14 protein-coding genes are annotated in these 14,314 nt (G+C 73.2%); 7 read left to right on the forward strand and 7 right to left on the reverse strand.

Translation table 11 applies throughout. The features are described from left to right. Window positions 1-12: 12 nt before the first annotated feature. The 3 genes from RZ50_RS24260 to RZ50_RS24270 form a co-directional block, all read right to left on the reverse strand. Window positions 13-471 carry a MarR family winged helix-turn-helix transcriptional regulator gene (locus RZ50_RS24260; protein WP_196947061.1) on the reverse strand — a complete coding sequence of 153 codons (459 nt, stop codon included), beginning with the start codon at window positions 469-471 and terminating at the stop codon, window positions 13-15. A 110-nt stretch (window positions 472-581) separates the two neighbouring features. Then, window positions 582-998, reverse strand: a complete 417-nt coding sequence (locus RZ50_RS24265) for a DUF3037 domain-containing protein (RefSeq protein WP_196947062.1) — start codon at window positions 996-998, stop codon at window positions 582-584. Next, the gene (locus RZ50_RS24270) at window positions 995-1,750 is read right to left on the reverse strand and encodes a HipA family kinase (RefSeq protein WP_196947063.1); all 756 of its coding nucleotides are present in this window, start codon (window positions 1,748-1,750) and stop codon (window positions 995-997) included. Before RZ50_RS24270 ends, RZ50_RS24265 begins: the two co-directional genes overlap by 4 nt. Window positions 1,751-1,971: 221 nt before the next feature. Here RZ50_RS24270 and RZ50_RS24275 point away from each other — a divergent pair, with 221 nt between their 5' ends. Continuing rightward, window positions 1,972-3,330 (forward strand): NAD(P)/FAD-dependent oxidoreductase, encoded by a 1,359-nt coding sequence (locus RZ50_RS24275; RefSeq protein ID WP_196947568.1) that lies wholly within the window; start codon window positions 1,972-1,974, stop codon window positions 3,328-3,330. A 92-nt stretch (window positions 3,331-3,422) separates the two neighbouring features. Here the strand turns inward: RZ50_RS24275 and RZ50_RS24280 are convergent, their stop codons facing one another. After that, window positions 3,423-4,625, reverse strand: a complete 1,203-nt coding sequence (locus RZ50_RS24280; RefSeq protein WP_308272177.1) for a GDSL-type esterase/lipase family protein — start codon at window positions 4,623-4,625, stop codon at window positions 3,423-3,425. A gap of 212 nt (window positions 4,626-4,837) precedes the next feature. Next, entirely contained in the window at window positions 4,838-6,175 is a 1,338-nt protein-coding gene (locus RZ50_RS24285) for an aminotransferase class I/II-fold pyridoxal phosphate-dependent enzyme (protein WP_196947569.1), read from the reverse strand. A 34-nt stretch (window positions 6,176-6,209) separates the two neighbouring features. On the opposite strand from RZ50_RS24285, the gene RZ50_RS24290 reads away from it, so the two are divergent. From RZ50_RS24290 to RZ50_RS24315, 6 genes are all read left to right on the forward strand, one after another. Continuing rightward, window positions 6,210-6,953 (forward strand): pyridoxamine 5'-phosphate oxidase family protein, encoded by a 744-nt coding sequence (locus tag RZ50_RS24290; protein ID WP_196947570.1) that lies wholly within the window; start codon window positions 6,210-6,212, stop codon window positions 6,951-6,953. A 14-nt stretch (window positions 6,954-6,967) separates the two neighbouring features. Then, a complete protein-coding gene (locus tag RZ50_RS24295) occupies window positions 6,968-7,627 on the forward strand; it encodes an FMN-binding negative transcriptional regulator (protein WP_196947571.1) in 660 nt (219 codons plus the stop codon). Window positions 7,628-7,740: 113 nt separating this feature from the next. Beyond that, complete coding sequence (locus tag RZ50_RS24300; protein WP_308272180.1) at window positions 7,741-9,153, forward strand: sugar porter family MFS transporter; 1,413 nt, start codon at window positions 7,741-7,743, stop codon at window positions 9,151-9,153. Between the two features lie 62 nt (window positions 9,154-9,215). Further along, window positions 9,216-9,917 carry a dienelactone hydrolase family protein gene (locus RZ50_RS24305; RefSeq protein WP_196947572.1) on the forward strand — a complete coding sequence of 234 codons (702 nt, stop codon included), beginning with the start codon at window positions 9,216-9,218 and terminating at the stop codon, window positions 9,915-9,917. 72 nt (window positions 9,918-9,989) lie between these two features. Then, a complete protein-coding gene (locus RZ50_RS24310) occupies window positions 9,990-11,252 on the forward strand; it encodes an MFS transporter (RefSeq protein ID WP_308272183.1) in 1,263 nt (420 codons plus the stop codon). A gap of 100 nt (window positions 11,253-11,352) precedes the next feature. Then, window positions 11,353-11,901, forward strand: a complete 549-nt coding sequence (locus RZ50_RS24315) for an HAD domain-containing protein (RefSeq protein WP_196947574.1) — start codon at window positions 11,353-11,355, stop codon at window positions 11,899-11,901. Here RZ50_RS24315 and RZ50_RS24320 read toward each other — a convergent pair. After that, window positions 11,879-12,667 (reverse strand): CPBP family intramembrane glutamic endopeptidase, encoded by a 789-nt coding sequence (locus tag RZ50_RS24320; protein WP_196947575.1) that lies wholly within the window; start codon window positions 12,665-12,667, stop codon window positions 11,879-11,881. The genes RZ50_RS24315 and RZ50_RS24320 overlap by 23 nt on opposite strands. A 104-nt stretch (window positions 12,668-12,771) precedes the next feature. After that, the gene (locus RZ50_RS24325) at window positions 12,772-14,277 is read right to left on the reverse strand and encodes a glutamate--cysteine ligase (protein WP_196947576.1); all 1,506 of its coding nucleotides are present in this window, start codon (window positions 14,275-14,277) and stop codon (window positions 12,772-12,774) included. Window positions 14,278-14,314 lie beyond the last annotated feature (37 nt).

Consider the following 14,314-nt stretch of genomic DNA (forward strand, 5'->3'; position numbering starts at 1 on the left):
CCCGTGCGGCCGCTACTGCTGCGCGCCGCCCGGCCGGCCGGCCAGCACCGGCAGGACCTGTGCGCAGATCGAGTGCAGGGAGATCCGCTGCTCCTCGGTCATCGCCTCGAAGGCCTGATGGGTGCGGCCCATCTCGCCGCGGATGCGGTTGAGGATCTCCCGGCCCTCATCCGTGATCACCACGATCTTCACCCGGCGGTCACCGGCCGCGGCCTCCCGGTTGGCGAGGCCCAGCGACTCCAGCCGGTCCACGATTCCGGTCACGTTCGACGCGTCGCAGCCCAGCCGCCCGGCCAGCGCCCGCATCGGCACCGGCTCCTGCACCGCGCCCAGTGCCTTGGCCTGGGAGGAGGACAGCCCGTGCCGGGCCGCGGCGGCCGCGAAGTCCTGGAAGTACGCGGCGCCGACGGCGGCCAACGCCTCCATCAGCTCGGCGGTGGTCGGTACGGTCGTCGTCGAGGTCGAACCCATGGGGCTAGCGTACGACCGAGTCCTTCACTAACTCAAGATTTGACCAGGGCAACCGTCCGCGAGCCACCTCACACTTCCCCCGGACGGAGCACTCCCGGCGAAGCCGGTGGTCAGAGCACCAACTGGTCGAACAGCCGGCGCAGCTCCGCATCCGGGTCCGCGGTCAGCCCGGTGTGCACCGGGCCGGGCTGGACGATCGCGCTGCGCGGCGCGGTCAGCCAGCGGAACCGCTGCCCGGGGCTGTCCGAAGCCGCCGGACCGGCCTGCGGGCCGCCCAGGCAGACCGCCTCGATCCCGTGCAGCGCCCGCCGCACCCCCTGCACGTCCGCCACCGGGTCCAGCGCCAGCAGCCGGGCCTGGTCCAGGTGCGTACGCGCGGCCAGGTGCGAGCTCTGCCGGCAGTACAGCAGCACCCCGACGTTGATGCACTCGCCCCGCTCGACCCGCGGCACCGCCCTGATCACGGCGTACTCGTAGTCGTGCAGCTCGACGGTGGCCGGCAACGCGGCCACCAGCGGCTCGGTCATGCGGGCACCTCCGGCAGCCAGTCGCGCGGACCGGCCAGTCGTTCGGTCAGTTGGGCACGGTAGGCCGCGCGCACCTCGTCCGGCGAGTCGAAACCGAACTCGTCCATCAGCCAGACCTCGGGGATCTGCGCCACGGCCGCCACGATCGCGCCCTCGGCGACCGGCGCGAGCGCCTTGTCCGCCGCCGCCAGGTCAGGCTGGGAGCGCAGCAGCGCATGGTCGGAGGCGTCGTACGGGCGGCGCACCCAGCCCGCCGCGCCGGGCCAGTTGTGGTGGAAGATCAGGCTCGCACCGTGGTCGATCAGGCGCAGCCCGCCCGTCGCCACCAGCAGGTTGGGGTTGCGCCAGGAACGGTCCACGTTGCCGATCAGCGCGTCGAACCAGAGCACCTGACCGGCGAGTTCCGGGTCGACCTCGAAGCAGAGCGGGTCGAAGTTGAGCGCCCCGCTGACGAAGGCCATCCCGAGGTTGGTCCCGCCGCTGGCCCGCATCTGGTCCTGGATCTGGTGGTCCGGCTCGCTGCGCGCGAGCACCGGGTCCAGATCGACGGTCACCAGCTCCGGCACGGGCAGACCGAGCCGCCGGCCCAGCTCCCCGGCCAGCACCTCCGCCACCAAGGCCTTCCGGCCCTGTGCCGCGCCGACCCATTTCAGCGCGTACAACCGCCGGTCGTCAGCCTCGACCAGGCCCGGCATCGAGCCGCCTTCTCGCAGTGGCGTCACATACCGGACCGCCGTCACCTCGGGGAGCACGCCCGACAGCTTATCGGTGCCGACACCCTCTCCGTACGACCCGGACCACCTCCCCCCCTCCCCCACTGCGTCCCCACCCTCCCCCTCACTGTGTCCCCACCCCTCCGCTCCCCCTCCCTCATCCGCCCTCCCCCGGTGGCAGCCCCCGCTGCTCCGTGCGAGTGTGGCGGACAGCAATGGGGACCTTCACGGGTACGACCTGCACGACAAAGGGATGAGCGATGGAACGACCTCGGATCCTGATCGTGGGCGGTGGCTTCGCCGGCCTGGAGTGCGCCCGCCGCCTGGAACGCAAGCTCGCGCCGTCGGAGGCGGAGATCTCGCTGGTCGCGCCGTTCAGCTACCAGCTCTACCTCCCCCTCCTCCCGCACGTGGCCGCCGGCGTCCTCACCCCGCAGTCCGTGGCCGTCTCACTGCGCCGTTCCCTGCGCCGCACGCACATCGTCCCCGGCGGCGCCATCGGCGTGGATCCGACCTCCAAGGTGTGCGTCGTCCGCAAGATCACCGACGAGGTGGTCGCGCAGCAGTACGACATCCTGGTGCTCACCCCCGGCAGCATCACCCGTTCCTTCGACATCCCGGGCCTGACCGACTACGCCCGCGGCATGAAGACGCTCGCCGAGGCGGCCTACATCCGCGACCACGTGATCGCCCAACTCGACCTCGCCTCGGCCACCCTGGACCAGAAGGAGCGCGAGTCCCGGTTGCAGTTCGTGGTGGTCGGCGGCGGCTACGCCGGCACCGAGACGGCGGCCTGCCTTCAGCGCCTGACCACCGCCGCCGCCCGCCGCTACCCCCGGCTGGACGCCAGGCAGATCAAGTGGCACCTGATCGACATCGCCCCGAAGCTGATGCCCGAGCTCGGCGACGCGCTCGGCAACGCCGCCCTGGAGATCCTGCGCGGCCGCGGCATCGAGGTGTCGCTGGGCGTCTCGGTGGCCGAAGTCACCGCCGAGACGGTCAAGTTCACCGACGGGCGGGTACTCCCCTGCCGCACGCTGATCTGGACCGCCGGGGTGGCGGCCAGTCCGCTGATCGGCACTCTGGACGCGGAGACGGTCCGCGGCCGGCTCGCCGTGACGGCGGAGATGCGGGTGCCGCAGTTCGAGGGCGTGTTCGCGCTCGGCGACGCGGCCGCCGTCCCCGACCTCTCCAAGGGCGACGGCGCGGTCTGCCCGCCGACCGCCCAGCACGCCGCCCGGCAGGGCCGCTCGGTGGCCGACAACGTGATCGCCTCGCTCCGCAACCAGCCGCTCGAACCGTACTACCACAAGGATCTCGGCCTGGTGGTCGACCTCGGCGGCAAGGACGCGGTCTCCAAGCCCGTCGGCGTCGAACTCCACGGCGTTCCCGCCCAGTTGGTGGCGCGCGGCTACCACCTGATGGCGCTGCGCACCAATGCGGCGAAGTTCCGGGTGAGCGCGAACTGGCTACTCAACGCGACCGCCGGGGACGACTTCGTCCGCACCGGCTTCCTCGCCCGCCAGCCCGCACGGCTGCGCGACTTCGAGTACACCGACGCCTATCTGACGAAGGATCAGGTCCGCGCCCACGCCCAGTCCCTGCTCGCCAAGGGCTGATCCGAGGCCACGCCCCCGGAGCCGGAGCCCCCTGAGCCCGGGCCCCGGAGCCCGCGCCGCCACCTCGGCGACGGGGGCCCCGGGGCGCTCCGTCACTTCGCGGTCAGGTACATCCCGCCCGCGTCCTGCCCCGCCGTGTTGCGGCAGGCGTAGTCGCCGGTGCTCTGCCCCCACAGCAGGGTCAGGCAGCGGCCGAGCGCCAACTGCCCGTAGTAGTCGGGGTGCATCGACTCCTGCAGCACGCCCTGGGTGGTGTTGAGCCCGCCGTCCAGGAAGCGCGCCCACTCGCTGGTGGTCGCCGACGGGCCGGAGCCCGCGGTGGGCTGCTGGGTGGCCGTCGAGCAGACCTCGCGGCCCTGGAGCATGTCGGACAGGTCCAGGAACTGCACGCCCTTGGTGGCCGCGACCCCGGCCAGTGCCTTGGAGATCTGCGGCACCATCGAGTCGCGCGCCCAGTCGGCGTCCGCGTCCCAGAACGGGCAGCCGCCGGTGTCCGAGCGGCTCCAGCCGCTCTCCGGGTAGCGCATCTCGGCGCTGCGCGGGATCGGCGACGGGTAGGACTGGAGGACCAGCCGGTAGTCCGTCTGCGCGTAGCCGGCGCCGGCCATCACCGCGCGGATCTCGTCGATCGCCTTGCCGACCCCGGCCATCGCGGTCGGCATCTGCTGGTCGACCGAGGACTGCGCCGAGTCGTGGCAGTACGAGTTCCAGATCAGGTAGTCCTGCACGCAGTTGGAGATGATGCCGCTGAAGCCGAGGTCGTTGCCGCCGATCGACAGCGTGATCAGCTTGACGGTGTTCTGCCGTGCCACGGTGGCGAGTTGGTCCGCCTGCGGGGCCTCACCCTTGAGCGACTGGCCGCCGTCGGCGGCGCGGAAGACGTTCGCGGTGACGGCTCCGGAGCAGGCCAGGTTGATCCGGTTCTGCGCGATCGTCGAGGCGCCGAGCACCTCGGCGACGTCGGAGCGGTCGCAGCCGCTCGCCGCCGTGGCGCCGTAGACCAGCGAGGGGTCGGCCGAACTGCCGTTCCAGGCCCGGTCGGTGCCGTTCCGAGCGCCGCTGGTGCCGGCGGCGTTGCCCATCCAGCGCCCGGCCTCTCCGGAGATGTAGCTGTCGCCGAGCGCGACGCTCGCGGTGGGGCCGGTGGGAACGACGGAGACTGCGGCCGGAACGGCGGTGGCGGGCGCGGCGACGGCCAGCCCGGTCACGGCCAGCGGAAGGACGGCGGCCGCGGCCAGCAGCCGGCGGCCGGGGCGGGGCGCACTGCGGGTGATGCTCGAACGGTTTTCGGGCACGGCGGAACTCCTGCGGCTAGGTCTCCCCGTGGTGTGGGGACGGGAAGACGCCTGGGTGAGGGTGGGCCGCCGGCCGGTGGCGCGAAGAAGATGGCATGCCCTCACCCGCCGCCGCTAGGCGTCTGCGGCAGGGTTTCCGCATTTGTTACCGACGGGTTCGGACCAGCCCGCCGCACCGATCCCCCGCAGGTCACCCCGGCCCCACCCCCCACTCACACCAGCCGCGCCCCGCCCCCGTCCGACCCGAGCACCTCCGCCAGGTCCTCGGCCAGCCGCCGCGCGTCCGCCGGTTCCAGCCCCGCCGTAGTGAACCGCAGCGCGGGCGGCGACTGGATCCGGTACCGCGCCCCGGGCGCCGCGACCCAGCCGCGCTGCACCAGCGCCGCCAGTGCCGAGGTCTCGTCCGGCACCGGCACCCAGACGTTCAGCCCGCTCTCCCCGTGCGCCTCGATCCCGCGCGCCGCCAGTTCCCTCAGCAGCCCGTCCCGTCGCACCCGGTACACGGCGGCCACCCGCCCGACCGGCACCGCGTCGGTACGCCACAGCTCGGCGACGGCGTGCTGCAGCAGGTGGCTGACCCACCCGGCACCCAGCCGCAGCCGCCCGGACACCCGCTCGATCGTCTCCTCGTCGCCGACCGCCACCGACAGCCGCAGGTCCGGCCCGTACGCCTTGGCCGCCGAGCGCACCACCGCCCAGTGCCGCGAACCGGCGCCGGCCAGCGGGTGGTACGGCTGGTCCACCATCCCGTGCCCGTGGTCGTCCTCGATCAGCAGCACTCCGGGGTGCTCGGCCAGGACGGCCCGCAGCGCCTCCGCCCGCCGGGCGGTGACGGCCGCGCCGGTCGGGTTCTGCGCCCGGCTGGTCACCACCACCGCACGGGCACCCTCCGCCAGCGCGGCGGCCAGCGAGTCCGGCAGCGGCCCTTCGTCGTCCAGCCGGACCGGCAGCAGCCGCAGCCCCATCGCGGGCAGCAGGTCGAGCAGGCTGCCCCAGCCCGGATCCTCGACCGCGACCGCGTCGCCGGGGCGCAGCCAGGCGCCGAGGATGCGCTCGACGGTGTCCAGCGAGCCGGAGGCGATGGCGATCGGGCCGCCGGGCAGTCCGTCGGCCTCGAAGGAGGCGCGGGCGAGCGTGAGCAGCCCGGGGTCGGCCTTGGGGTGGCCGTACAGCACGGGCTCGGCCCGGGCGGCCTCGGCGGCGCTCGCGAGGACCGGGGTGAGGTCGGGCAGCAGGGCCGGGTCGGGGTTGCCGGTGGACAGGTCGCGGGCGTGCGGGGGCACCGGGACGCGGATCCGGTCCCGGGAGGTGAGCGCCGGTCTGGGGAGGATCCGGCTGCCCTTGCGGCCAGCCGTCTCGATCACACCGCGGTCGCGCAGCAGCCGGTAGGCGGCGGCCACGGTGTTGGGGTTGACGCCGAGTTCGGCGGCGAGGTCGCGCAGCGGGGGCAGCGCCGTCCCGGGGGCGAGCCGCCCGCTGCTCACGCCCTGCTCGATGTGGGCCGCGATTTCGCTGGCGCGTCGCCCTTTCAGCGGATAGTCTCCTAGCACAAAGCAAATTATGCACTAGTACATAGAGGTTGTCATGTCGAACGCCACGGACACCCCGGACACGGCCTCGGGTACGGGGACGAGCACAGGTACGGGGACGGACGCAGGTACGGGCGCCACAGCCGGATCCTCCACCTACGCCCGCACCCCCAGGACCACCCCCACCCGTTACAAGGACCGCGCCACCTGGGAGCAGGAGGCGATCCACGCCATCCTCGACAGCGCCTACATCTGCCACCTCGGCTTCGTCGCCGACGGCGCCCCGGTCGTCCTGCCGACGATCTTCGCCCGGGTCGGCAGCCGGCTCTACGTCCACGGCTCCACCGGCAGCCGCCCGCTGCGCGGCGCCTCCGGCGAGCAGGGCCTGCCGGTCTGCGTCACCGTCACGCAGGTCGACGCCCTGGTGCTGACCAAGTCCGCCTTCAACCACTCGGTGAACTTCCGCTCGGTGGTCGCCCACGGCACCGCGTACCAGGTCACCGACCCCGAGGAGCTGGACGTCGCGCTGGCCGCCCTGGTCGACCACGCGATTCCGGGCCGCTCCGCGGAGGTCCGCCCCGCCAACCCCAAGGAGCTCGCCGCCACCGCCGTGATCCGGCTGGAGCTGGACGAGGTCTCGGCCAAGACCCGCGCCGACGGAGCCGCCGACGACCCCGAGGACGCCGACCTGCCGTACTGGTCCGGGCTCATCCCGGTCAGCACCGTGCACGGCACCCCCGAGCCGCACCCCGGCAGCACCGTCCCGCTCCCCGCGCACCTGCGCGGTTACCCCCGCTGAGGAGGGGCGCACCCGTGCTGGTCAGGTCCTGGGACCGCGGCGACGAGGACGAGTGGCGCGCCTGGCTGGCCGAGGGCCGCGACTTCGGGCTGCTCGCCGCCAACGGCCGCGACGGCGAGGGCCCCGTGCTCGTCCCGACGCACTTCCTGCTGGACGCCGAACGCGGCGAGATCCTGCTCCACCTCGCCGCCCCCAACCCGCTGCTGGCCGCCGTCCGGGCCGACCCGAACGTCACCCTGGCGGTCACCGACGGCCACGCCTTCGTCCCCAGCCACTGGCGCGAGGCGAACAGCCCGCCGACCAGCTACTACGCCTCGGTCCACTTCCACTGCACCGCCGAGGTGGTCGAGTCCGCCGCGGGCAAGGCGGAGATCCTCAACCGCCAGCTGGCGCACTTCCAGCCGGAGTCGCCGGAGGTCCGGGTCGTCCCCGGCGAGGGCGAGTTCGCCCGCCAACTGCCCGGCCTGCGCGGGCTCCGCCTGACGGTCCGGGAGGTGCGCGCCAAGTTCAAGTACGACGACAGGAAACCCGCCGAGGCACAGTACGCGATCGCCGAGCACCTCGCCGAGCGCGCCGCCGGCCCCGGGCGCGGTCGCGACGACTACGCCGCCGCCCGTACCCAGTTGCTGCGCCGCCACCGACGGCGCACCGCCGCGCCGCGCGCCGCCGGCTGACCCGGGATCACCCGATCGGTCGCCAGCTCGGGCAAGGCGGCCTCCGCGCTGCTCGAATGTGAGACGAGTACCACTCCGCCGTCGGAGCGGGCCGTCCACCTCGGGGAGCGCGCGTGTCCACAGTCCACAGCCAACGGGCGTCCGGCGAGGCCCACCTCGGGCACGTGGTGTTCATCTCCGCGGCGGCCGCCATGGGCGGCTTCCTGTTCGGCTACGACAGCGCGGTGATCAACGGCGCGGTGACGGGCATCCAGAAGCACTTCGGGGTGGGCCACGGCACCACCGCCTTCGTGGTGGCCATCGCGCTGCTCGGCTCGGCGCTCGGCGCGGTGGCCGCCGGCCGCCTGGCCGACCACCTCGGCCGGGTCCGCACGATGCTGCTGGCCGCCGTGCTCTTCGCGGCCAGCGGCATCGGCTCGATGTTCCCGCCGAACATCGAGACCCTCGCCCTCTGGCGCGTGATCGGCGGCATCGCGATCGGCATCGCCTCGGTGATCGCGCCGACCTACATCGCCGAGGTCGCGCCCACCGCCTACCGCGGCCGGCTCGCCTCCTTCCAGCAGATGGCGATCGTGCTCGGCATCACCGTCTCCCAGCTCGCCAACTGGGCGCTCAACCAGGCCGCCGGCGGCGAGTCGACCAACCACCTCGGCGGCGTCCAGGCCTGGCAGTGGATGCTCGGCGTCGAGGCCATCCCGGCCCTGGTCTACGGCCTGATGGCGCTCGCCATCCCGGAGTCGCCGCGCTTCCTGATCGCCGACCACCGCGAGGCGCAGGCCCGCAAGGTGCTGGTCGAGGTCGAGGGCGAGGGCGTCGACCTGGACGCCCGGGTGGCGGAGATCCGCGCGGTGCTGGAGTCCAGCCGCAAGCCCCGGATGAAGGACCTGACGGGCGGGCGCTTCGGCCTGCTGCCGATCGTCTGGGTCGGCATCGGCGCCTCGGTGTTCCAGCAGTTCGTCGGCATCAACGTGATCTTCTACTACTCGTCCTTCCTCTGGCAGTCGGTCGGCATCAACGAGTCGAACTCGCTGCTGATCAGCCTCTCCACCTCCATCATCAACGTGATCGGCACGGTGATCGCGATGGTCCTGGTGGACCGGATCGGCCGCAAGCCGCTCGCCATGGCCGGCTCGATCGGCATGGCGGCCGCGCTGGCCACCGCCGCCTGGGCCTTCTCCTACCGGCACGGCACCGGCGACACCGCCACCCTCGACAACACCCACGCCGGCGTCGCCCTGGTCGCCGCGCACGTCTTCGTGCTCTGCTTCGCCTTCTCCTGGGGCGTGGTGGTCTGGGTCCTGCTCGGCGAGATGTTCCCCAACCGGATCCGCGCGCTGGCCCTGTCCGTCGCCGCCTCCGCCCAGTGGATCGCCAACTGGGCGATCACCGTCAGCTTCCCGGACCTCGCCGACTGGAACCTCTCGGCGACGTACGTCATCTACACGGCCTTCGCACTGCTCTCCATCCCGTTCGTGGCCTTCTGCATCAAGGAGACCAAGGGCCGCGCCCTGGAGGAGATGGGCTGACCGGCAGCCCGCCACCCCCGTCGATCCCCCGCCGCACGCGGCCCGAGCACCGAGAGGAAGCCATGCCTGACCAGGGCGGCTCCCGGCAGAACGTCACCTTCCCGAGCAACGGCGGCATCGCGCACGGGTACCTGGCCCGCCCGCCGCAGGGCGTCGGACCGGGCCTGCTGGTGGTCCAGGAGTGGTGGGGGCTCACCTCGCACATCGCCGACATGGCCGACCGCTTCGCCGCCGAGGGGTTCACCGTCCTCGCCCCCGACCTGTTCGGCGGTGCCACCACCCACGACCGCGCCGAGGCCGCCCGGTTGAGGCGCGAACTGCCGGTCGAACGGGCCGTCGAGGACCTCTCGGGCGCCGTCGACCACCTGCTCTCGCTGGACGGCGTGGTCGGCGACGCGGTCGGCGTGGTCGGCTTCTGCATGGGCGGCGGCTTCGCCCTGCTGCTCGCCGCCCGCTCCGGCGACCGGGTCGCCGCCGTGGTCCCCTTCTACGGCCTGCCGCCCGACCCGGACTTCGACTACCGCGGCCTGACCGCCCACGTCCTCGGGCACTTCGGCGAGCTCGACCGCTCGATCCCGATGACCGCCGTGGACGAGGCCGCGATCCGGATCGGCGAGGCCACCGACGTCCGCCCCGAGATCCACTTCTACCCGGCCGGACACGCCTTCATGAACGACGAGAACCTGCTCGGCACGTACGACGCCCTCCAGGCCCGGATCGCCTGGCGCCGCACCGTCACCTTCCTCCAGGGACACCTCGGCTGAAACCCCGCGCTCCGGGGGCCCCGGTGCGAAAACCGGATGGACACCCGTGCGGCCTCACGGCATAGTCGCCGGGTGCCGACCCCACCCTCACGCCGTTTCGCCTGGGCGAGCCGCAACTTCCGCATCCAGACCGCCGCCACCGTGGTCAGCGGCCTCGGCAACGCCGGCGCCCCCATCGCCACCGCCTTCGCCGTGCTCGGCAACGGCGGCACCACCACCGAGGTCGGCTACGTCACCGCCGCCCGCCTGGTTCCCACCGTGCTGCTCATGGTGGTCGGCGGCACCCTCGCCGACCGACTGCCACGCCACCTGATCATGGTCGCCGCCAACGTGTTCAGCGGGGTCTCCCAGGCCGTCCTGGCCGCCCTGGTGCTGGCCGGGGACGTCCGGCTCTGGCAGATGCTGCTGCTCTCCGCGGCCGGCGGGGCCGGCTACGCCCTCTACTCCCCCGCCTCCGGCGGCATGATCATGCAGGCCGTCCCCCAGGAGCACGCCGCCCGCGCCTTCGCGGTCTTCCGGATGGGCCTCAACGCCTCCCAGATCGGCGGCGCCGCCCTCGGCGGCGCGCTCACCGCCGCCGTCGGCCCCGGCTGGGTGCTCGCCCTGGACGCCCTGTGCTTCCTGATCGCCGCCGCCCTCCGTTTCCTCCTGGAGCCGGAGCAGGGCCCCGTGCCCTCCGGCAGCAGCATGCTGCGCGACCTGCGCGAGGGCTGGCGGGAGTTCGCCTCCCGCCGCTGGCTCTGGGTCATCGTGCTCCAGTTCTCCGTCCTCGTCGCCTGCATCAACGCGGTCGAGTCGGTGTACGGGCCGACCGCCGCCAAGGAACGCCTCGGCGGCGCGGGCGCCTGGGGGCTGGCGATGTCCGCCTACGGCGTCGGCCTGGTGGCCACCGGTCTGCTGATGACGCGCTGGCGGCCCCGCCGGATCCTGCTGGTCGGCAACTGGGGGGTCTTCCTGTTCGGCGTGCCCGCCCTGGCCCTCGCCGCCGAGGTGCCACTGCCGCTGCTGATCGTCGCGATGTTCCTGTCGGGCGTCGGCGTCACCGTCTTCGGCGTCAACTGGATGGTCGCGCTCCAGCAGGAGATACCCGAGGAGATGTTCTCCCGGGTCTCCGCCTACGACGAGCTCGGCTCCTATTCGCTGGCCCCGATCGGTACCGCACTGGCCGGCCCCGCCGCCGTGGCGCTCGGCCTGTCCGGCGCGCTCTGGGCGTGCGCCGTCATCTGTCTGGTGCTCAGTGCGGCCGTCCTGCTGGACCCCCAGGTCCGCCGACTGAGCCGCCGGAGCACCACCGACGCACCGGTGCCCGTCCCCGAGCCCGCGCCCGCCTCGTGAGCACCCGGTGCGCCCCCGGGTGCGCCCTTCCAGCAGCAACCAGTGGTGCCGGTGTGGCGTCCGAGCAGATGGAAACACCACCGTCTCCGAGGGGCCTCCGGTGCCGAAGCCACTGCTGTTCCTGGACGTCGACGGTGTGCTGAACCCGGTGTGCCCACATCCGGACGCCGGGTTCGACTCGCACACCCTGCTCGGCTACGCCGTCCTGCTCTCCGCCCGGCACGGCGAGTGGCTGCGCGAGCTCGCGGGGACGTACGAACTGGTCTGGGCCACCACCTGGGAGGAGCACGCCAACACCCACATCGCCCCGGCGATCGGCCTGGAGCCGCTCCCCGTGGTCCGCTTCACCGGCTACGTCCCGCAGCCCGGCGACCCCCGCGTCCCGCTGATGGAGCTGTTCTCCGCCGCCAAGTGGGCCCCGCTGCTGCGCTACGCCGAAGGCCGTCCGTTCGCCTGGGTGGACGACGTCATCCCGCCCCGGCTGGTCCGCAGGTCCCTCCTCCGCCGGGACCGCCTGCTGCTGCCGGTCGACCCGGGCCAGGGCCTGGAGCGCCGGCACGTCGACCGGCTGCTCACCCGCCCGCCGCACGGCCGGACGCTGCCGCTGCCGCTGCGAGGAGCGACGGTCAGGCGGTCGGCAGCCAGCTGACGTGCCCGGCGAGCAGCGCGTACCCGACGAAGGCCACCGTGTCGATCAGCGCGTGCGCCGCCACCAGCGGCATCACCCGCCCCCAGCGCCGGTACAGCAGGCAGAACACCGCCCCCATCACCATGTTGCCGACCAGCCCGCCGACCCCCTGGTAGAGGTGGTACGACCCCCGCAGCACCGAACTCACCGCCAGCGAGGCCGGCCAGGACCACCCCAGCTGCCCGAGCCGGCGCAGCAGGTAGCCGAGGACGACGACCTCCTCCAGGATCGCGTTCTGCCAGGCCGACAGGACCAGAACCGGCACCCGCCACCACACGTCCGGCAGCCCCGAGGGCGCCACCGTCAGGTTGTACCCGGCGGCCTGCGAGGCCAGGTACAGCGCCAGCCCGGAGCCGCCGATCGCCGCCGCGACGGCCGCGCCCCGGCCGAGGTCGCGCAGCTTCTGCCGGAGGTCGAAGCCCAGCACCCGCAGCGCGGCACCCTCGCGCACCAGCAGGTAGCCGACCAGCACGACCGGCATCAGCCCGCGCCCGATGTAGTAGAGCTGCCACACCAGGTCCAGCCAGGGGCGCCCGGGCGCGCGCGAGCCGTTCAGCGTGGCGACCTGCTGCCCGAGCCTGAGCGGCTCGGTGAGCGAGCCGACGAAGCTGATCAGCGCGCTGATCCCGCTGGCCCCAAGGGAGAGGCCGAGCACGATCAGCAGTTCCACGCCGAGCAGTCGGCGGGTAGGCGTCGCGGTCTCCGGCGCGGTCGGGGCGGTGGTCACGGGGGCTCCAGCGGACGGACGGTCGCTCCGGCCGTCGGCCGACCACCGGAGCGATCATCCTGACACAGCGTCCCGACCGCCCGGCCCGCCAGGTACGGGGCCGGTCAGCCGACCGGCCAGGTGTGCACCGGCTCGCCGCCGCGCATGTGCTCGGCGTACCGCCTGGTCATCGCGGCGAGCGCCGCCGGGCGGTCCATCCCGTACCGCTCGCGCAGCCGGTGGAAGGTCGCGCTCTGCCAGGCCGCGCCGTTGGTGCGGCGCAGGCAGCGCTGCTCGATGATCCCCAGGTAGCGGTCCCGGTCGGCCGGCTCCACGCCCCACTCGTCCAGGCCCTGGTGGGCCATCGGCAGCAGTTCGTTCAGCACCAGGTCGACGGCGGACACCGTGGTCAGCCCGCCGCCGCGGCCCGCCCGGCCGGGGCGCGGCCAGTGGAACACCGCGTCGATGCCGTACCGGGCGCCCTGCCGGAAGTTCTCGTCCGCGCGCTCGAACGGCAGCCGGGTCCAGACCGGCCGGGGCTGCTCGGCGAGCACCCGCACCAGCCCGTAGTAGAAGGCCGCGTTGGCCAGGGTGTCGGCCACCGTCGGCCCGGCCGGCAGCGCCCGGTTCTCCACCCGCAGGTGCGCGACGCCGCCGGCGATGTCGTAGATCGGCCGGTTCCAGCGGTAGATGGTGCCGTTGTGCAGCCGCATCTCGGCGAGGCTGGGCGCGCCGCCGGAGGCCAGCACCTTCAGCGGGTCCTCGTCGTCGCAGATCGGCAGCAGCGCGGGGAAGTAGCGCAGGTTCTCCTCGAACAGGTCGTACGCCGAATCCACCCAGCGCTCGCCGAACCAGGTGATCGGGCGCACGCCCTGGGCCTTGAGCTCCGCCGAACGGGTGTCACAGGCCTGCTGGAAGAGCACCGGACGGGTCTCCCGCCACAGCTCCCGCCCGAACAGGAACGGCGCGTTGGCGCCGAGCGCGAGCTGCGGCCCGCAGAGTGCCTGGGCGGCGTTCCACACCGAGGAGAACCGCTCCGGGGTCACCTGGAGGTGCAGTTGCAGCGAGGTCGCGGCGGCCTCCGCCACCATGGTGATGGACTCCAGCTGGAGGTGCTCGACGCCCTCGATGTCGAGCGCGATCTCCTCCCCCCGGGCGGCCAGGATCTGGTCGCTGAGCAGGCTGTACCGCTGGTTGTGGCTCATCGCGTCGAGCCCGGTGTGGGCGTGTTCGAGGGTCGGCAGGATGCCCACCATGACGATCCGGGCGCCGGCCTCGGCCGCCCGCCGGTCGGCGTAGCGCAGCCCGGTGTCGAGTTCCTCGCGCAGTTCCTCGAAGACGTGCCCGCCGAGCCGGTGCGGAGCGACGTTGACCTCGATGTTGAACTTCCCCAGCTCGGTCTGGAAGTCGCTGGAGCCGATCGAGCTGAGCACCTGGGCGTTGCTCATCGCCGGCAGGCCCTGCTCGTCGGCCAGGTTGAGCTCGATCTCCAGCCCCATCACCGCCCTCGGCCGGTCGAAGCGGTCCTCCCGCAGCATCCGCCCGAGCGCGTCGAGACAGGCCTGGAGCTTGACCCGGTACTGCTGCCGGTCCGCCAGATCCGCTCGAGTCGCCACGACCTTCTCGCCCATGGTCCCCTCCTCCTGAGCCACCCGGCCGACCGACCGT

Source organism: Kitasatospora sp. SUK 42 (assembly GCF_015776785.2).
GTDB lineage: Bacteria > Actinomycetota > Actinomycetes > Streptomycetales > Streptomycetaceae > Kitasatospora.